We start from the raw sequence: 19,458 nt of genomic DNA on the forward strand, positions 1-19,458 counted from the left end.
GGCTCGGCCTCCCGCCCGTTCCATTACCAACCTGAACAGTTGCACGAGGCTGCGCCAACAGACCTCGCATCACAGGGACAGGCACCGTGATCATACCCCCTCGTTATGTCGGAATCGACGTCTCCAAGAAGCATCTCGATATCTTTGATGAAGCTGACGGCGTGTCCAGGCGCATCGCCAACGCGGCACAGGCCATCACACAGCAGGTGGCGCGTTGGCGATGCGATGCGCTGGTCGTCTTCGAGGCCACGGGCGCCTATGACCTCGCGCTTCGCGAGGCCCTAAGCCAGGCCGGTGTCCGCTTCGCTCGGATCAATCCGGCTCGAGCTCGCGATTTTGCGCGGGCCAGCGGCCAACTTGCCAAAACCGATCCGATCGATGCACGGATGCTGGCGGCCTTTGGCCGGGTCATGCAGCCGGCAGCCGAGCGGGCCGCCAATCCCGCCCGCAACGCTTTGGCAGGGCTTGCAAAACGGCGGGACCAACTGGTTCTCATGCGCGCGCAGGAGAAGAACCGGCGCAGCGAGGCCGACGACTGCGCCATGGCCGAACGGATCAGTCGGCTCATTGAGGTTCTCGACGGCGAGATCGCCGAGATCGAGGCCGATATCAACGCATTGACCAAGGCCGAGCCGGAGATCGCGGACGATGCGCGGTTGATGCGCTCACTGCCGGGCGTGGGTCCCGTGGCTTGCATGCAGCTGATCGCGAAGATGCCGGAACTTGGACATGTTGGAGCGAAGCAGATCGCCGCGCTCGCGGGCCTTGCCCCCTTCAACGTCGACAGCGGCGCCTTCCGTGGAAAACGCAAGATCGCCGGCGGCCGAAAGCGCGTTCGTGACGCCCTCTATATGGCGGCTCTGAACGCGGTTCGTCGGGCCGATCCATTCAAGGCCTTCTACGCGCGGCTGCGACAGGTCGGCAAACCAGCCAAGCTCGCTCTCATTGCCGTCGCCAGGAAGCTCCTAACGGTCCTCAACGCCATGATGCGCGACAGAAAGCCCTACCTGCAGACCAAGCCGACATAACAGTTGCCGGCCTTCGCCGGGACGACGGGGAAGTTAGAGTCCCTTTGCCAACAAAGGCCGGGACGACGGGGAGGAATCAGACTCCCCGCTCCAGCAACACCCGAAAATCCGCCCGCGCGCGCTGCGCCTCGGCGCGTGCGGCCTCCGACGCATCACCGAGGCCGAAATAGCCGTGAATCAGCCCCTCGCCGGAATGATACGCGACCTGCACGCCGGCCGCCTGCAACGCCTTGGCGTAAGCATGGCCCTCGTCGCGCAGCGGGTCGAACCAGGCTGTGGTGACGACCGCCGGCGCGACACCGGCAAGGCTCTTGGCGCGTAGCGGCGAGACGCGCCAGTCGGCGCCCTCGGCCTTGTCGGCGAGATAGTGCCCGCAGAACCACTGCATCGTCGCCCGCGTCAGGAAGTAGCCGTCCGCATTCTCGGCGCGCGACGGAAATTTGGCGTTCTCGCCCGGATCGGCGAAATTGCCGACCACATCGGTGACGGGATAGACCAGCAGCTGACCGGCGAGCCTGATGCCTGCGTCGCGGCAGGCCAGCGCGGTGGTGGCGGCGAGATTGCCGCCTGCGGAATCGCCGGCGACGCCGACGCGGGAAAGATCGCCGCCGAATTCGTCGATGCGCGCGACCACGTCGCGGATCGCGGCGAAGGCGTCCTCGAAGGCGCCGGGAAAGCGCGTCTCGGGCGGGCGGCGATAGTCGACGGACACCACGACCGCACCGGTCTCGATCGCAAGGTTGCGCGCCTGCCGGTCGTGGGTCTCGAGGTCGCCCGCGACCCAGCCGCCGCCGTGGAAGAACACCACGGTCGGTGCCGTGCCACGGCCGCTCCGATAAAGCCGCGCGCCGAGCTTGCCGGCGGCGCCCGCGACCTCGATGTCGCGTGCCACGTCGACCGGCGGCGGCGGCACCGCCTTGCGCGCCTCCGCCAGCGCGCGCAGCGAATCGCGGCAGCTCTGCGGCGTCATGGTTTCGGGATCGCGCAGCGGCAGCAGCGGAATGATCTTCTCAATGACGGGATCGAGCGGAAGCGGCATGGGAGTCCTTCAGTGTGAGTGCGTAGAGTTCAGGTGAGTTGTTTGGAAAGCGCGCCGGCCTCGATCGCGGATATCTGCAGCGCGATGAAGCGGCTGTAGATGCGGGCCTGCGAGAACGCGCCGCCGGCGAACCAGAGGCCGGGCTGCGGCGTGCGCATCCACATGTTGCGCAGCTCCTGGCTCGCATCGTCAAAGCCCCAGACCCGGCCGACGCGTTCGGCGACGTCCTCGCCGAACAGCCTGCCGACCAGATGGTCCGGGCCCTTGTAGCCGGTGGCGAGCACGAACAGCTCGGCGGCGAGCGAGGTGCCGTCCTTCAGCGCAAGGCCGGTAGCGGTGATATCGGCGATGTCGGCAGCCTGAATCAGGCGTATCCTGCCGTCGGCGATCAGCTCGGAGCAGCCGACGTTGAAGTAGTAGCCGCCGCCGCGGGAGCGGAATTTCAGCGGCCAGCCGGTGCCGTCCTCGCCGAACTCGAGCCGGAAGCCGGCGCGCTCCAGCCGCGACAGCAAGGGCGCATCGAGCCGCTTCACCTCGTCGGTGATGATCCTGTGCGCGATCTTCATCACCGGCAGCGGCACGCCGGAATTGAGGATATCGCGCACCTCGATCGGCGGGCCGTCGCCGAGATAGGTCTTGTCGTAGAGCTGCGCCGGCTCGACATTGACCACCATGGTCGGGCTGCGCTGGACCATGGTGACGTCGGCGCCGGCGGCGTGCAGCTCCTGGCAGATGTCATGCGCGCTGGTGCCGGTGCCGAACACGACGACCGAGCGCCCGGCCCATTCGCGCCCGGCCGCGAACGCGCTGGAGTGCAGCACCTTCCCGTCGAAATTCCCGATGCCGTCGATCCGGGGAATGTTCGGCGTGCCGCTGACGCTGGTCGCGAGCACGATGTGCTTCGGATGGAGCGTGCGCGAGCCATCGCTCCGCTGCAATGCCACCGTCCAGCGCTGCGTCGTGTCGTCATAGCGCGCGCCTTCGAACGAGGTCTCGGTCCAGAAGTCGAGCTCCATGATGTCGACATAGCTTTCCAGCCAGTTCGCGATCTTGTCCTTCGGGATGTAGTCCGGGAAGCTCGGCGGGAACGGCAGGTAGCGGAACAGATTGACCGGCGTCTTGTTGTGCAGCTTGAGGCCGCGATAGCGCAGCCGCCAATTGTCGCCGATGCGCCGCTCGCGATCGACGATCAGGGCATCGAGCCCGATCCGCTTGCACTCGACCGCGGCCGCGATGCCGGCATGGCCGCCGCCGACAACAAGCACGTCAGGCTCGCGGTCGGCATAGGCGCGCGAGGCCTGCCGCTGCTCCAGCCAGTCCGGTGCGGCGAAATCGCGCGCATGGGATTGCTCGGCGGCGCCGTCGGCGCGCGCCTCGCAGATGCGGTTGAAGTCGAGCATCGTGGAGAACGTCCACGCCACGGAATTTCCGCTCCTCTCATGCAGCAGGCGGACCGCGCCGGTGCCGGGACCATTCGACGTGTCGAAGGTGAAGACCGCCTCGATCGTCTCGCGTCCGGCCACCACGGCCCGCCGCGGTATCAAGGCACGGTCATCGAGACGAAATCCGCGCGCGCCGACCGCTTCAGCGCGCGCCAGCAGCTCGGCGACGACGCGCTGCCGCCCGCTGAAGGTCGCAAACTGCCAGGAGATGCCGAAGATATTGCGCCAGTGGCTCTCCGGCGCAAACAATGCGGATAGAGCCTCGGTGGAACGGCTCGCGAGCGCCGCATCCAGCGCGCCGATCCATCGCTCGGCGGCAAGTTCAGGCGCGTCCTCCGTAGCCGGGTTCAGTTTGTCCAGCATGATCGTGCTTTCTCGGGAGCAGTTGTCGTCTATCTGACAACATGCTCCCGAAAAGCACAACCATCATGCCAAGACTCATGCGACGTGTTGCGCCAGCTGCGCCGACTCGGCCTCGCCCTCATCGCCGGCGGGCTCGGCCTGCGGTGCGGGCGCCGCAGCGAGTTCCGCTGCTATTTCCTTGGCCAATGCAGTGGCGCCGTGACATAGTCGGTCTTGCCGGTGCCGAGCAGCGGCACCTTGTCGACGACGCGGATATCGGCCGGCACTGCGAGCTCGGAAGCGCCGACGCTCTTGGCCTGGCGCTGCATCGCGCCGCGGTCGGCGTCCTTCTGCGTGGTGAGCAGCACGATGCGTTCGCCCTTGCGCTGATCGGGTAGCGTGACCGCAACCGACATGGCCTGCGGCCAGATCGCAGCCGCGATCGCCTCCACCGCCGACAGCGAGACCATTTCGCCCGCGATCTTGGCAAAGCGCTTGGCACGGCCCTTGATGGTGATGAAGCCGGCGGCGTCGATCGCCACGATGTCGCCAGTGTCGTGCCAGCCCTCGGGGAGCTTTTCGAGCACGCCGGGATTTTCCGCCCGCAAGTAGCCGAGCATCACGTTCGGCCCGCGCACGGAGAGGCGGCCGCCTTCCTCGATGCCGGGGACCGGATCGAGGCGGCTTTCCATCAGCGGCGACAGGCGGCCGACGGTGCCGGGACGGTTGGCCATTGGCGTGTTCATCGCCAGCACCGGCGCGGTCTCGGTGACGCCATAGCCTTCGAGGATGCGGATGCCGTAGCGCTCCATGAACACCTGCCGCGTGCGGTCCTTGACCGCCTCGGCGCCGGCGATGACGAGGCGCAGGGTCCGGAAGTCGTAAGGGTGCGCCGAGCGCGCATAGCCGGTGAGAAACGTGTCGGTGCCGAACAGGATCGTGGCGCCGGTCTGATAGATCAGCTCCGGCACGATGCGGTAATGCAGCGGCGACGGATACATGTAGATCGGGATGCCCGCCAGCATCGGCATCATCATTCCGCCGGTCAATCCGAAGGAGTGGAACACCGGCAGCACGTTGAACACCTTGTCATTAGCGTTGGCGTCGACGCGCGCCAGCGCCTGCGCCGCATTGGCCAGGATGTTGCGGTGGGACAGCACCACGCCCTTGGGCGTGCCTTCCGAGCCCGACGTGAACAGCACGACGGCCGGATCGTTGGCCTGGCGGGACACGCGCGGCGCGGTGCCGGCGAGGAAGCCCGCGATCTTGTCGGCAAGGCCGATGCCGGCCCTGACATCCTCGAGATAGACGACGCGCGCCTGGCCGGCGAGCGCCGCGATAAGCTTGTCGAGCTTGCCCTTCTCGATGAAGGCCTTCGACGTCAGCACGGTCTGGACCTGCGCGGCCTTCATGGCGGCGAGCACGTTGACCGGGCCGGCCGAGAAGTTGAGCATCGCCGGCACCCGGCCGTTGTTCTGCAGCGCCATGAACACGACGGCGACGCCCGCCGAATTCGGCAGCAGCACGCCGACATTCTCGCCGACGCTGGTGCCGCTCTCCAGCTTGCGGCTCAGGACCTGCGCACCCAGGATCAGCTTGCGATAGGTCAGCTTGGTGCCGAGCGCGTCCTCGATGATGACCTTGCCGGTGTCGCGATCGCGATAGGCGTGTCCGAGCGCTTCGAACAGGGTGTGATCGAGCATGGCGTTCTTCACGAGGGCGTCGATCATCACGTCCTGGAGCGCGGCGCCGGCGGCATTGCGGCGCGCCTTGCCTCGCAGCGATTCGTCGACCGGCAGCTTCACCGGCGGCAGGATCGAGATCGTCACCTTGGGGAACCAGGAGCGCTTGATCTCGCCATTGTTGAGATAGCTGAGATAGGAGCGCTGCGCGCCTTCGATGCGAACCGGCACGACCACGGCGTCGGCCTTGTCCGCGATCATCGCGGTGCCGTCATAGACCTTCATCAGCGAGCCGGAGACGGTGATGCGTCCTTCCGGGAAGATCACCACCGGCTCGCCGGCGGCGACGAGCTTGATCAGGTCGCGTGCGGCCAGCGGCTTGGTCGGATCCATGGTGTAGTGCTTGACGACGCGCAGGAACGGCTTGGCCCACCAGGCCCTGGCGATGCCGGTATCCACCGCGAAGCTGGCGTCGATCGGCAGCACGGCGTGCAGCAGCGGGCCGTCGATCAGGCTGACATGGTTGGGCGCGATCAGCATGCGCGTGCCCGGAGGCGGCAGGTTTTCGAGCCCGCGCACCTCGGTGCGGAACAGCGCGCGGAAAAGCAGCCCGCCGAAGTCGCGCACGCCTTCCTTGCCCCACTTGGTCAGGACGAACCACATCGCGCCGAAGCTGGCGACGCCGAGGCCGAAGAAGATCCAGCCGATATGGAGGCCGGCCGCCTGCAGCAGTGCGACGAACAGCGAGCCGATCACCATGAAGGCAGCCTGCAGCACGTTGCCGGCGGCGATGATCCGGGCGCGCTCGGACGGCGCCGACCAGGCCTGGACCGCGGCGAAGGACGGCACGACGAACAGGCCGCCGCCGAAGGCGAAGGCGACGAAGTCGGCCAGCATGCGCAGGCCCGCGAACGAGGTCGCGAAACCGGCCGCGGTGAGGTCCTTGCCGAGCGAGGTGGTGGCGATCGCCCAGGCGAGGTCGAGCCCGATCACGCCCATCACGATGGCGCCGATCGGCACCAGCGCGAGATTGGGACGAACGTGGCTGAGGCTTGCGGCGAACAGCGAGCCGATGGCGATGCCGATCGCGAAGATCGCAAGGCACAGCGTCACCACGCCCTCGGTGCCGCCGACGACCTCCTTGATCAGCGCCGGCAGCAGCGACAGCACGATGGCGCCGACCAGCCAGAACCAGGAGACGATCACGGTACCGTCCCACAGCCGCGGCTCGGCATAGAGCGACTTCAACAGGCGCACGGTCGAGGTCCAGGGATTTTTGGTGATCGGCAGATCGGGCGCGGACGGCTGGGTCACCGGGATGCGCGACGCAAATGCCCAGGACAGCACCGACAGACCGACCACGGCAGCGCAGATCCAGCCCATGTGGCTGGCGCCGGCGACGAACATGCCGCCCGCGATGGTGCCGATCAGGATCGCCATGAAGGTTGCGCCCTCGACCAGCGCATTGCCGGTCGCGAGTTCGGACACCGACAGCTGGTCGGGCAGAACGGCATATTTCACCGGGCCGAACAGCGCGGCGACGATGCCGAACAGCGCCAGCGCGATGAACAGCAGCGGGATCGAATGGGTGAAGAAACCGGCGGCGGCAAAGGCCGCGGCGAAGATCTCGAAGAACTTCAGCCGGCGGGCGACGACGGACTTGATGTAGCGGTCGGCGAGCTCGCCGCCGAGCGCCGAGAGCACGAAGAACGGAGCGATGAACACCGCCCCCGCGAGCTGAACCAGCGCCGGCCCCTGCTCGTTGGCGACGCCATAGAGCAGGATGATGACGAGTGCGTTCTTGAGCACATTGTCATTGAGCGCCGAGAAGAACTGCGCCCAGAACAGCGGCGCGAAGCGGCGTGACGACATCAATTCCCTGATCATGACCAGTTCCTTGGGTTAGCGCGCACGGCGCTGGCAGGTCTGCGAGTTCGGGTGGCGGAGAATGGTGAGCGTGGAGAAAATGACGGGGATGCCGCAGCCTTTAGTCTTTTCCGCAACGTATCGGTTCGAAGGCGCGCAAAATCCGGCGCACCGGGAGGTCACGACATTGCCCGCCAGAGATGTACGAGACCTTATCCGGACCTGGGGTTGATCGACGCCGGACCGGCTCGCAGGGGACATGGTGAGCGCTTTGTTGAGGTTTCGCCGACAATTGCGGCCCGCGTGCTTCAGGTCAGTTCACTCAAGCCGCCGAACGGCGACCATCGACAGTTGCGCGGCTTGCAGCGGCCTCCGCTCGCAGCCGCCTGGCGCGGCGCGCGCCGATCCGCGCGCCGCTGCTCCAGGACGCCTGCGACGTCGCAGGCGCGGGCGATCCGCTCGATCGGCGCGGTCGCCAGAGTGAGGACGGCGCGGCCGAAGCCCTTCACGAGCTCGATCGCGTCATCGACAAGGGTGGTGGTCAATTGAAGTGCTAGGGTCTGCATCTGAGTGGCCTCCTATGTCAACTTGAGCAACGCTCAAATTAGTAGTATGAAAATGAACATTGTTCAAGAAGAATCGCGACGAGACCAAAAAAAACTTCAGCGGCGAGCCCTGCTGATCGAGATCGCGCGCCGGTCAATCTCAACTAAGGGATTGAAATCACTCAAGGTTCGCGATGTCGCCGAGGCCGCCGGGTGCTCCATCGGCAGCGTCTATAACGAGTTCGGCGACTTCGACGGGGTCATCCTGACCGTCAATCGGGAGACGGTTCAGGCCCTGACCACGCGGCTCAAGGCGGTCCCGGCCGACGATCCCCTGCGCCAGCTGCACGGACTTGCCGACGCCTATCTCGGCTTCGCCACCGAGCACGCCAATCTGCTGCGCTCCTTGTTCGAGCATCGGATGGAGGACGACCGACCTTACCCGGACGACATCCTTCAGATGGTGATGGATGCCTTTGCGCTGATGCAGACGCCGCTGCTCCGCCTGCTGCCCGATCGTGATCCCGGCGACGTCGCGCTGCTGTCGCGCACGCTGTTTTCCGCGGTGCATGGCATCATCTCGCTCGGCCTCGAGGAGCGCATGGTGGCCGTGCCGCCGCAGATGCTGCGCCAGCGGCTTGCGCAGTTCGTCGACACGCATCTGGCGGGGCTCGGTGTTTCGCGGCGCACGTAATCACACCGGGTGCGCCTCGATCAGGTTTGACTGCGGGCAACGCGGCCTGGGTGAGCAAGGGTCCAGAGCGGTTCGAGGAACACGACACTGGTACCTCCCTCGCGGAAGACGAGCTTGAACTCGATCCGTCCATCCGCGGTGATGGAGGCGGAATGCAGTCCGGTATTGCCGTCATAGCGCAAGACGTCGTCGAGGACATAACCGGTGAAGCCGCCGGAAAAGCCGGGCCCGGGTACCCGGCTGTGCGGCATCGCCGGGCCGTTCACGAGATAGCCGGTCGCGACACCGTCCCGATCGACATTGGTGACGATCATCATGAATTGGCGGTGCGAATTGATCCATCCCTGGTCGCTCACCCACACGCCGAGAAAGCGGCGGACATTGTCCGGCACGTCACTTGCCGGCGCGCGAACGCGATAGGCGGGAAGCGGCAGCTGCTTCTCGGCGGCCAGCGCGGTGATCCGCTCGACATCCTGCTCCGGCACGATGCCGTGGTCCTCCGGCACAAACCAGTGCGCCAATTCGGCCAGAGGATGCCTCATCCCGGCGGCAATCGGCGGCGCGGATGCGAGTGATGCGAAGGCCATCACCGACAGGCCGGCGACCAGCGACCTTCGGGGAAGCGCGGCCAAGCGTGCTGCGATGCCGCGTGGAGCGGACATTTGGCGCGAGGCGTTCTGCGATCCATGATCGTGCGGCGGCGGCACCGGCCTGGCATCGAGGCGATAGCCGCGGCGAGACACCGTCTTGATGATACTGTGGTCATCATCGCGCAGCTTCAGGCGCAGCTCGCGGATGCACTGGACGAGCGAGTCGTCGGAAACCGCGACGTTACCCCAGACGGCCTCGTGCAGGTCCTGCTTGGATGCCAGCCGCCCGGCATTGCCGGCAAGATAGCCAAGCACCGCGAATGATTTCGGCCTGAGATCGAGATCGACGCCATCCACGCGGGCTACGCCGCGGGCGAGATCAAGCTCAAAGGAATCAAATATCAAAATGGAATCAGTCGCCGGGTCCATAGAGGTCACTCCATGCCCACAGACGGCACCAATCGGGAAAATTTAGCAGGAAATTCGCCGTTCTGTCACTTCTTCATCAGGACTTCCCTGGCGCGAAGCCGATAGTCGCGAACCGGCCCGGCATCATCTCCGGGCTCGCGGGAGGTTGGCCATGTCGAGCACCCGGTTTGCCGTGTTGGTCGGGGCTGTTCTGGCGCTTGCGGCGGTGCGACCGGGACACGCCCAGGCGCAGGACGTCGTAAGGGTCGGGCTGGTGATGCCGTTGACCGGCGTCCTGGGGCCGGTCGGCAAACAGGCGGTCGCCGGGGCGCGGCTCTACATGGCACAGCACGGCGACATGGTCGCCGGCCGCAAGGTCGAATTGATCGTCCGGGACGATGCCAGCGTGCCCGACAACGCCAAGCGCATTGCGCAGGAGCTGATCGTCAACGACGAGGTCGCGATCCTCGGCGGCGGGCTGACGCCGAGCGTGCTGGCGCTCGCGCCGCTGGCCAATGAGAGCAAGACGGCAACCGTCGTCATGGTGTCGGGCACCTCGATCGTGACCGAACGGTCGCCTTACTTCGTGCGCTCCAGTTGGACGCACGCGCAGCAGGCCAGCGTGCTGGCGGATTGGGCGGCGAGGAACGGATCGAGGCGGGCCACCATCATCGCGTCCGACTGGGCACCCGGGCGCGAAGCCGCCGGCGTATTTTCGGCGAGCTTCACCGCGGCCGGTGGAACGATCGTCGAAGCGCTGAAAGTGCCGCTGGCCAACCCCGATTTCGCGCCGTTCCTGCAGCGCGCGCGGGATGGCAATCCCGACACCCTGTTCATTTTTGTCCCGACAAGCCAGGCCGGTATCCTGGCCAAGCAGTTTGTCGAGCGCGGGCTCGACAAGAGCGGGATCAAGCTGATCGGCCCCGGCGACATCGCCGACGATGAGGACCTGCCGGGCATGAGCGATGCGATGATCGGCATGATCACGGCGGGGTTCTATTCCGCCGCGCATCCATCCGACCTGAACCGCGACTATGTCGCGGCATTCCGCAAGGCCAACGCGAATGTTCGACCGAACTTCATCAGCGTCAGCGCCTATGACGGCATGCATCTGATATACGAGGCGCTGAAGGTGACCGCCGGCAAGACCAACGGCGATGCGTTGGTCGAAGCCATGAAGGGCATGGCCTGGGAAAGCCCGCGCGGCCCGATGTCGATCGACCCGAAGACGCGCGAGGTCGTCCACGACATCTACATTCGCAAGGTCGAGAAGGTCGGCGGCGAGCTCTACAGCGTCGAGCAGGAGACGTTCAAGACGGTCAAGGACCCCGCCAAGGTCGCGAACCGATGAGGGAGACGGAGTAGCGGCTGATCCGGCTTGGCGTAGGCCTTTGCGGTGTCCCGGCATAGCGGGTGACGGCCGACACAGGACTTGCGTTCAGACCATCCCCCCTGCAACACGACCGATCCCGAGCCAGCAAACCAGCTCGTCCAACGCCACTCCGACGCTTCAAGCGCGCGCCCGCGCGATCGTACCGCCGACGATCTGCATGGCAACGCCGAGCACCCAGCCCGCCATGATGGCCGCGGTCCAGCCGATGTCCGGCTCGCTGCGCAGCACGACGACGCCAACCGAGAAGAACGCAACCATCGTCGCGAGGAAGGTCCCGATCGCGCCGAGCAGCTCCGCCGCGTCGATCTTGCGCATCGACGCCGAATCCTTCGGGTGGAACAGCTTGGGCGGCGTATCGATGCCGAGATAGAAGCCGATCGCGCCGCCCAGCATCATGACGAGCAGGAACGCCTGCGAGGTCAGCGCCGAGACGCTCGAGCCGACATGGATGGCGACAAACAGACCGCTTGCAGCTCCCGCCAAAGCAAGACCGAAGCGCTCAAGGACATGGGCAAATTTTCTGACGTGGCTGCGCATCGCTGTGCCTCATCAATGAATTGCGCCGCTATCAGGCTAGGCCTTTTCGCAGCAACGCGAAAGCCGTCGCCTCTCACATGGCCGCGACCACGTGACGCTTTGTGCGCCAGTTCACACCTATCGCGGCATGGAATGTTTAAAGAGCGATCAAAGGTAGCAAACGATCCCGTCCCTGCTACGCTGCGCCACCCGCTTCATTCGTTTCAGCGAGCGTCTTTCAATGCCGAGTCCGAAGATCATTATTCTGTCCGATGGCACCGGCAACGCCGCTTCCAGCGTCTGGCGCACCAACGTCTGGCGGATATTTCAGTCGCTGGATTTGCAGGGCAATACGCAGGCCGCCAAGTATGATGACGGCGTCGGCACGTCGAAATTCATTCCGCTGGCCATCCTCGGCGGCGCCTTCGGCTACGGCCTCAAGCGCAACATCCTCGACGCCTACAAGTTCATCTGCCGGAACTACGACCACGAGAACGATTCGAAGGTCTACCTGTTCGGATTCAGCCGCGGCGCATTCACCGTGCGCACGCTCGCCGCACTCATCCTCGATCAGGGCCTGATCGTCGCGGACACCGAATCCGAGCTGCACGACGGCGCGGTGAAGGCCTATCGCGCATACCGGGCCGAGGGCTACCACTCGATCTGGCGCATCGAGGTGCTGTTCCGCGCGCTGCGCGACTATGTTCTTGTGCCGCTGTGGGATCGGCTTCGAGGCAACAAGCCGTATGCAAGGATCGCGCGGAAGCCGGTGCCGGCGATCGAGTTCATCGGCATCTGGGACACCGTCGCGGCCTATGGCCTGCCGATCGACGAGATGACGCGCGGCATCTCCAACTGGGTGTGGCCGCTCGAACTGCCGAACCGGATTCTCAGCCCGAAGGTGAAATGCGCGCGACACGCGCTTGCGCTCGACGACGAGCGCACGACCTTTCATCCGGTGCTCTGGACCGAGCAAGAGCCGGAACAGCCTCCACCCGCGGTGCCGACCAGCATCGATGGCGAGCGCCTCGTCCAGGTCTGGTTCGTCGGAATGCACGCCAATGTCGGCGGCGGCTATCCGGACGACGCCGTCGCCTTCGTGCCGCTGGCCTGGCTGGTCGACGAAGCCGTCAAGCGCGGCCTCGCATTCAAGAGCGCACCGATCGCCGACCCTGACGCGATCAAGTCAATCAAGTCCTCCGAAGACAAGGATGGCCGGCTCTACGATTCGCGGGCGGGCCTCGGCGCGTACTACCGGTACGGTCCACGCAAGGTCGCCGACCTCTGCAACGATCCCTATGCCGGCGTCAGCGTGCCGATGCCGAAGATCCACGAGAGCGTGTTCGAGCGGATCGACAGCGGCGCCAATGCCTATGCCCCGATCGGACTTCCGCCGAACTACGTGGTCGTCTCGCGCAGCGGCCAGGTCACCCCGCTCGGCGCCAATACGTTTGAGACGCCCGCGGGCGCACCCGGCGCGCTATGCCGCGCAGGAGAAGCTGTGGAACTACGTCTGGATGCGCCGGATCGCCTACTTCGCCACGCTGGCGGCGTCGCTGCATCTGGCCGCGTTCTGGCTGTTCCATAACCAGCACAAGGAGCACGAATTCAGCTCCTATGTCAGGATGATCTCGGAGCTGGTGCGCTTCGTTCAATCGTTCCTGCCCGATTCCTTTCATTGGTGGACCGATTGGTACGCCGGCAACCCGGAATGGTTCGCGGGCGGCATCCTCGCTGTCATCGTGCTGATGGGTGTAGGCAGTTCGCTCAGCGCGACGATCCGGGACAGGATGCGGATCATCTGGCGTAACCGCGCGAGCCCTGTGCCGCTCTCCGGCTTCGTGCACAACGCGATCTATCGATTCCGCACCTGCGCGATCTATCAGTGGATCCTCAATGTCGGAAAGCGGCATGTCGTGCCGTTTGCACTGACAGCCCTGCTGGTCTGGTTCAGCGCGACGCTGGTCAGCCACTTCCTGTTCAATCTCGCCGATTCGACGGGGGCATTCTGCAGGGGCACTGCAACGGACAAGCTTGTCGCCGTCGACAAGGGCATCCCGCAGGATGCCGCCGACTTCGACACCGGCGCGATCTGTGCGCCGACCGGTCTCAAGGTCCGCACCGGGTTCAAGTACGAGATCGCGATCACGATGTCGGAGCCCTGGGAGGACGCCGGACGCGCGGTGACGCCGATCGGATACCGGACCTCGACCATCGAAGGCACAAAGCAGTTGCGCGGCTACTTCGCGATCTTCCTGCGGCGGATCCTGTTCCGGCCATGGTTCAGGCTGATCGCACGGGTCGGCGAAACTGGGGTCGACGAGTATTTCCTCGACCCCCTGCCGGTGTCGAACACCGACCCGCAGGTCTACAAGGCGCGTTTCACCGCCGATCGCAGCGGCGAGATCTTCCTCTACGTCAACCAGGCCGTCATCGGCCTGCCCTGGGCCTGCGGATGGTTCTACGGCGACCATAAAGGCAAGGCGAAGGTCACGGTGCGGCTGCTGTAGGGAGCCGCGATCGGGTCCACAGCATCGCGGCCCAACGGGTGCGCATGGCGTGACCGATCTGTGATCCTGCCGACAGACCCGGTTGTAGATTGTCTGGCATACTCTCCTTGCTAGATCAGCTGCCCCGACGCCCGGAACGATCCGACGCGACTTCAGGGATCGCCGGGCGACGTTGACGCGCCAGGTTCATGTCGACCGGATATTTCTCATCAGGGATTTGGAGCATCACCATGATGTCCACAATTCAGGCGTTCCCGACCACCGACGGCATCCTCGTGGTCTGGGAGGTCGCGGCAATGATCCCGGACTGCCTCGGCTTTGCGCTGTATCGTCAGCAGCAGGGCAAAAGTGCAACCGTGGTCGACACCTGGGTCGGGTTCGAGGACCAGGCGCAGGATCACAAGCCGGGCGAACATCGGCCGAGCACCGAATGGCCGGTGCAGAAGACGAACTGGACCGATTTCCTGGCGCCGACTGACGCGCCGGTCCGCTATGGCGTCGTTCCGGTTCTCAAGGACGGCCCCGCCAAGGTAAAGCCCGCCTACAGCGCGCCAGCGACATGGACCGAATACGTCTCCGCCATGCCGTCGGGCCCGCTCAAGCCGTGGTTCAACCGCGGCACGATCTCGGCGCAATGGCTGTCGCGCGCCATCGGCAAGGACAAGAAGCCGGCGCAAACCCTGGAGAAGGCGATCTCGACCAAGGGCAACAAGATCCGCGACTTCCTCAAGGGCCAGCTCGGCGCCCGCCTGCTGGCGCTGGTGGCTGAAGCCAAGAAGAGCAAGCGCGACGTCTATCTCGCGCTCTACGAGCTCAACGACCCCGAGCTGATCGCCGCGCTGACCGCGATGAAGGGCAAGGCACACGTCGTGCTCGGCAACAGCACCGGCAAGTCCGACGCCACCGCCAAGGACACCGAGAAGAACGCCGGCGTGCTGAAGAAGGCCGGCGTCGACATCGTCCGCCGCAAGATCGCGCCGAGCCGTTACGCTCACAACAAGTTCGCGGTGTTCTGCGACGGTGCGCAGAAGCCGAAGGTGGTCTGGACCGGCAGCACCAACTGGACCCGGACCGGACTGTGCACCCAGAACAACAACGGGCTCGAGATCACCGACGACAAGGTCGCGGCGGCCTATCACGACCATTGGAAAGCGATCTACGCCGACGGCAGCAAGTCGCCGAAGGCGCTAGCCGTGGCCGGCGATCACGAATGGCCTTTCACCATCGGCAAGTCGAGGCTCAGCGTCTGGTTCACGCCGACCACCAGGAGCGGCGACCTCAAGGAAGCCACCAAGATGATCGAGGACACCGAGCATGGCGCGGTGTGCCTGATGCTCAATCCCGGCAACAAGGGCCTGCTCGGCCCGATTCTGGAGAAGGCGCAGGACAAGAAGCTCTATGTGCGCGGGGTGCTCAACAATTTCCCGGCGCAGGGCAAGGACAGTCCGAAGGATCAGCTGCAGCTCCTGGCCGGCGACGGGCAGCAGCAGGTCTTCAAGGGCAAGCAGATCGCCGACGTGATCCGGCCCGCCGGCATCGACAAGACCGCGGACTGGTGGGAGCACGAGATCAAGAACACCGGCAAATTCATGATCGCCGTACACAGCAAGGTGATCGTGCTGGACCCGGCCGGCAAGAACCCGGTGGTCATGACCGGCTCGCACAATTTCTCCGACCGCGCCAGCACCAAGAACGACGACAACCTCGTCATCATCAGAGGCGATTCGCAGCTGGCGCTGACCTATGCGGCGCGCATCGTCAGTATCTACGGCCAGTATCGCTGGCAGGCCTGGCGCAACACGCCGGAGGGCCAGAAGGACAAGGGTCTGAAGCGCAGCGACACCTGGCTGAGCAACCGCATCGGCAAGGGCTGGGCGCAAACCGAAACGCGGTTCTGGCTCGGCACCGCCTGACGCCGGCGATCCGTCATGACTACGGGGCAGCGTTACCGCTGCCCCGTATTATCCTCACCGTCAAACCTACGCTGCGCGGCCGACCGAGGCGTCGAGATGCTTCAGCCGCGGCAGCACCTCCTGCTTCAGGAGCCGCAGAGAATTGTGCCAGGCTTCCGGCTTGTGCTTGTAGTCGAAGCCGAACACCAGGAGCACGCCGAAGCCGCCAACCTCTTGGTAAATCTTCTCGATCTTCTCGGTGACCGTCGCGGGCGAGCCGACGATCCAGTTGTTGCGCGCGCAATATTCGACCGTGACGTCGCTGTCCGGCACGTCGGGCGAGGCCTTCAGATAATCCTTGAAACCAAAGTGGCCGAGCAGCGGCAGGAAGTACTCGCCCATCATCCGGCCCATCATGTCGCCGGTCGACAGCTTCCATGCTTCTTGATCGGTGTCGGCGACGAATACCTCGCGCACCATTCGCCAATCCTTGCGGCTCGGCGTGCGGCCGGTCTTGGCCGCGCCCGCCTCGACCGAGTCCCAGTGGCTGCCGACATAGGCGGGGTTGAGGTTGAGGCTCATCGGAATGAAGCCGCGCTCGCCGGCGAGCTTCAGCGTGTCCGAATTCTTGGAGAGTCCCGCGACGCCGATCGGCGGATGCGGCGCTTGCTGAGGCTTGATGTGCGGCTTGAGGAAATCGAACATCGTGTCCGGCTTGGAGACCGTCCAGAACTTGCCTTTGTAGGTCCAGGGCGCGGGATCGCTCCACATCTTCAGGATGATCTCCAGCGCCTCGCGGGTCATGTCGCGGTTCTGCCCGCTCATGCCGTCGACGTTGAACATCGCCCAGTCGCTCGGCAGGCCGGATGCGGCGACGCCGAAATTGAGCCGGCCCTCGGAGAGATGGTCGAGCATGGCGACGCGGTTGGCGAGCTCGGCCGGGTGGTGATAGGGCAGCAGGAAGCCGCCCGGTCCGATGCGAAGTTTTTTGGTCTGCATCAGCGCCTGCGCGATCAGCAGGTCCGGCGTGGGATTGGGTTCCCAGGGCGCGGTGTGATGCTCGCCGATCCAGGCTTCCTGATAGCCGAGCTCGTCGAGCCAGCGCAGGACCTGCAGATCCCAATCGTGTCCTTCCTTCAACCCGCACTCCGGCGGATGCGAAGGCATCGTGAAATAGCCGATCTCCATGGGTTTCCTCTCTTTGTTCGATGCGTGTCTTTCGCACGCGCTTCGAGAGTAGCTGCCCCGGCTACGGCAGAACAATGGCCTTGTCGCATCCGGCTCGGCCAGGATCTATGCGTAGGGCGTATCCTTCAGCATGATCGCGATACCGGAAAAGCTTCGCTCCATGATCCGCAGGAAAGTCTCGCGTGACGACGCAGCCGACCTGCGGGCCTTGTGCTCGCGAAGCCCTTCCGCATAGGCGACGGTCAGCGCCGTGACCACCATCGACGCGGCGAGCCGGGCATCGGCATCGGCGAGCGGGCGGTTGATGGCTCCCGCCAGCACGCTCGCGAGATCATTGATCAGTTCGTCACGCATCTCGCGCGCCCGCGCCGAGAGCGCCGGGCTTTCGGCAACGGTGCGCCAGAATTTCGCCGTTGCGTCGGTGAATTTCGCGAACGGATGCACGCGATCCGCCAGGCTGTGCACCAGCTTGCGGAGAGTCGCGATCGGCGCCTCGCCGGCCGGACGTTCGGCAAAGGCAGTCCGCAGCAACTGACGGCTTTCCTCTTCACGGTCGAAGAACAGGTCTTCCTTGCGTGGAAAGTAATTGAACACCGTCATCCGGGAGACCTCGGCGGCCTCGGCGACTTCGGCCACCGAAACATTGTCGAAGCCGCGTTCCAGGAACAGCTCGGTGGCGACATCCGAGATCGCCTGGCGCGTCGCCTCCTTCTTCCGCTCGCGCAATCCGCCCTGATTTGACATGCGGGAATTTGTACCATAGTAAATATTATACTGAGTACAATTTTATGGTGACGGCGTGACGCGTGAACGAACAGATGTGGTTGTGGTCGGTGCCGGGCCGACCGGACTGCTGCTGGCGATCGAACTGACCCTGGGCGGCGCCGACGTGATCGTCATCGAGCGGCTGACCGAGCCCGACCAGACCATCAAGGCCGGCGCGATCGGCGCGCTGGCAGGCGAGGCCCTGGAGCGCCGCGGCCTCGGCGACGCGATGAATGCGGTCGAACGCAGCATGGCGGACAGCATGTCCAGGCTCATGAAGGGCGCGGGCGATGCGAGCGACCTGCCGTTCAAGAAATTCGGCGGTCACTTCTCGGGCATTTTCCTGATCGACCAGACGCGTCAGCGCGAGCCGGACCGGCGGTTGCGCGGGGTGAACCAGCAAGCCCTGGAAACGATGCTCGCCGAGCGCGCCCACGCGCTCGGCATCGAGATCAGGCGCGGCTGCGAGTTGATCGATTTCGAGGATAGCGGCGACGGCGTCGTGGCGCGGACCAGCGACGCGTCCGGCGATGCCACGCTGCGCGCGGCCTATCTGGTCGGCTGCGACGGCGGACGCAGCGCCGTGCGCAAGCGCGCGGGCTTCGTATTCCCCGGCACCGAACCGACCCTCACGGGACACCAGGCCATCGTCGATCTCGATCATCCGGATCGACTTCTGCCGGTCGGCTGGCGGCGGACGCCGGTCGGCATGATGGCCTATGGACCGATTCCTGGCCGGGTGTTCCTGGCCGAGTTCGACGGACCGCCGGCCGATCGCAGCGCACCGGTCACGCGCGAGGAGATCGAGACCACCCTGCGCCGGATCAGCGGCGTCGACGTTCGCGTCACCGCGGTCAAGACCGCCACGCGCTTCACCGACAATGCGCGACAGGCCGACAGCTATCGCAGGGGCCGCGTCCTTTTGGCGGGCGATGCGGCGCATGTGCACTCGCCATTCGGCGGACAAGGCCTCAATCTCGGCCTGCTCGATGCGGTCAATCTCGGCTGGAAACTTGCGGCGGTCGTCTGCGATCGCATGCCCGAAAGCCTGCTCGACAGCTACACGGAGGAGCGGCATCCGATCGCGGCAAGGGTGATCGCCAACACCCGCGCCCAGGTCGCCTTGATGCGGCCTGATGTCATGACGGACGCCTTGCGCGAGATCGTCGCTGACCTGATGAGCCTCGACGAGGGCACCCGCTATTTCGGCGAAATGATCAGCGGCATCCGGATCCGTTACGATCTCGGCAGTGACCATCCCTCGGTCGGCCGGCTCTCCGGCAATTTTGCTCTCGGCGACGACGGCGCGGAAACAACCTTGTTCGATCAGATGGAGGACGGCAGGGCCGTGCTGGTCGATGCGACTGATGGAGCTGCGTCAGCGATCGCGGCACGCTGGGACATCTTCGTGCGATGCGTGCCAGGACGCGGCGGCGCTTCGCTGCTGATCCGTCCGGATGCCTGCATCGCCTGGGCGGCCGACGACGCCGACACGACGGGCCTCCACGCCGCGCTGACGCGCTGGTTCGGGCCCGCCATGCAGTGACCTCGCAAGCGA

General features: G+C 65.3%; 14 protein-coding genes and 1 pseudogene. 7 read left to right on the top strand and 8 right to left on the bottom strand.

Annotated elements, in window-relative coordinates:
* The first annotated feature begins 86 nt into the window (after positions 1–86).
* A complete protein-coding gene (locus RX327_RS38100; protein WP_317247665.1) occupies positions 87–1,028 on the top strand; it encodes an IS110 family transposase in 942 nt (313 codons plus the stop codon).
* 76 nt (positions 1,029–1,104) lie between these two features.
* Here the strand turns inward: RX327_RS38100 and RX327_RS38105 are convergent, their stop codons facing one another.
* The 4 genes and pseudogenes from RX327_RS38105 to RX327_RS38120 form a co-directional block, all read right to left on the bottom strand.
* On the bottom strand, positions 1,105–2,067 hold the full coding sequence (locus RX327_RS38105) for an alpha/beta hydrolase (protein ID WP_317248956.1): 963 nt from the start codon (positions 2,065–2,067) through the stop codon (positions 1,105–1,107).
* A gap of 29 nt (positions 2,068–2,096) precedes the next feature.
* Complete coding sequence (locus RX327_RS38110; protein ID WP_050383220.1) at positions 2,097–3,872, bottom strand: NAD(P)-binding domain-containing protein; 1,776 nt, start codon at positions 3,870–3,872, stop codon at positions 2,097–2,099.
* Positions 3,873–3,947: 75 nt separating this feature from the next.
* A pseudogene (locus tag RX327_RS38115) lies at positions 3,948–7,420 on the bottom strand (acyl-[ACP]--phospholipid O-acyltransferase).
* Positions 7,421–7,707: 287 nt separating this feature from the next.
* A complete protein-coding gene (locus tag RX327_RS38120) occupies positions 7,708–7,965 on the bottom strand; it encodes a hypothetical protein (protein WP_028336191.1) in 258 nt (85 codons plus the stop codon).
* 52 nt (positions 7,966–8,017) lie between these two features.
* On the opposite strand from RX327_RS38120, the gene RX327_RS38125 reads away from it, so the two are divergent.
* Positions 8,018–8,638 carry a TetR/AcrR family transcriptional regulator gene (locus RX327_RS38125; protein ID WP_317251416.1) on the top strand — a complete coding sequence of 207 codons (621 nt, stop codon included), beginning with the start codon at positions 8,018–8,020 and terminating at the stop codon, positions 8,636–8,638.
* 20 nt (positions 8,639–8,658) lie between these two features.
* Here the strand turns inward: RX327_RS38125 and RX327_RS38130 are convergent, their stop codons facing one another.
* Entirely contained in the window at positions 8,659–9,657 is a 999-nt protein-coding gene (locus RX327_RS38130; protein WP_050383217.1) for a transcriptional regulator, read from the bottom strand.
* Positions 9,658–9,808: 151 nt separating this feature from the next.
* Between RX327_RS38130 and RX327_RS38135 the strand changes: the two genes are divergently transcribed.
* A complete protein-coding gene (locus RX327_RS38135; RefSeq protein WP_050383215.1) occupies positions 9,809–10,987 on the top strand; it encodes an ABC transporter substrate-binding protein in 1,179 nt (392 codons plus the stop codon).
* Positions 10,988–11,146: 159 nt separating this feature from the next.
* Here RX327_RS38135 and RX327_RS38140 read toward each other — a convergent pair whose 3' ends face one another.
* On the bottom strand, positions 11,147–11,566 hold the full coding sequence (locus tag RX327_RS38140) for a hypothetical protein (protein WP_028336188.1): 420 nt from the start codon (positions 11,564–11,566) through the stop codon (positions 11,147–11,149).
* Positions 11,567–11,786: 220 nt separating this feature from the next.
* Between RX327_RS38140 and RX327_RS38145 the strand changes: the two genes are divergently transcribed.
* The 3 genes from RX327_RS38145 (at position 11,787) to RX327_RS38155 (ending at position 15,968) form a co-directional block, all read left to right on the top strand.
* Positions 11,787–13,133, top strand: coding sequence for a DUF2235 domain-containing protein (locus RX327_RS38145; RefSeq protein ID WP_317248957.1), 1,347 nt, complete (start codon positions 11,787–11,789; stop codon positions 13,131–13,133).
* Positions 13,063–14,055 carry a hypothetical protein gene (locus RX327_RS38150; RefSeq protein ID WP_317248958.1) on the top strand — a complete coding sequence of 331 codons (993 nt, stop codon included), beginning with the start codon at positions 13,063–13,065 and terminating at the stop codon, positions 14,053–14,055. The genes RX327_RS38145 and RX327_RS38150 overlap by 71 nt, the downstream gene beginning before the upstream one ends.
* Before the next feature lie 230 nt (positions 14,056–14,285).
* Positions 14,286–15,968 carry a phospholipase D-like domain-containing protein gene (locus tag RX327_RS38155; RefSeq protein ID WP_160321709.1) on the top strand — a complete coding sequence of 561 codons (1,683 nt, stop codon included), beginning with the start codon at positions 14,286–14,288 and terminating at the stop codon, positions 15,966–15,968.
* A gap of 66 nt (positions 15,969–16,034) precedes the next feature.
* On the opposite strand, the gene RX327_RS38160 is transcribed toward RX327_RS38155, so the two are convergent.
* Together RX327_RS38160 and RX327_RS38165 are read right to left on the bottom strand one after the other, a co-directional pair.
* Positions 16,035–17,135, bottom strand: a complete 1,101-nt coding sequence (locus RX327_RS38160) for an LLM class flavin-dependent oxidoreductase (protein WP_317248959.1) — start codon at positions 17,133–17,135, stop codon at positions 16,035–16,037.
* Between the two features lie 105 nt (positions 17,136–17,240).
* Complete coding sequence (locus RX327_RS38165; RefSeq protein WP_050383211.1) at positions 17,241–17,879, bottom strand: TetR/AcrR family transcriptional regulator; 639 nt, start codon at positions 17,877–17,879, stop codon at positions 17,241–17,243.
* 55 nt (positions 17,880–17,934) lie between these two features.
* Between RX327_RS38165 and RX327_RS38170 the strand changes: the two genes are divergently transcribed.
* On the top strand, positions 17,935–19,446 hold the full coding sequence (locus tag RX327_RS38170) for an FAD-dependent oxidoreductase (RefSeq protein WP_202814534.1): 1,512 nt from the start codon (positions 17,935–17,937) through the stop codon (positions 19,444–19,446).
* Positions 19,447–19,458: the final 12 nt, after the last annotated feature.

Source organism: Bradyrhizobium sp. BEA-2-5 (assembly GCF_032918025.1).
GTDB classification, from domain to species: Bacteria; Pseudomonadota; Alphaproteobacteria; order Rhizobiales; family Xanthobacteraceae; genus Bradyrhizobium; species Bradyrhizobium pachyrhizi.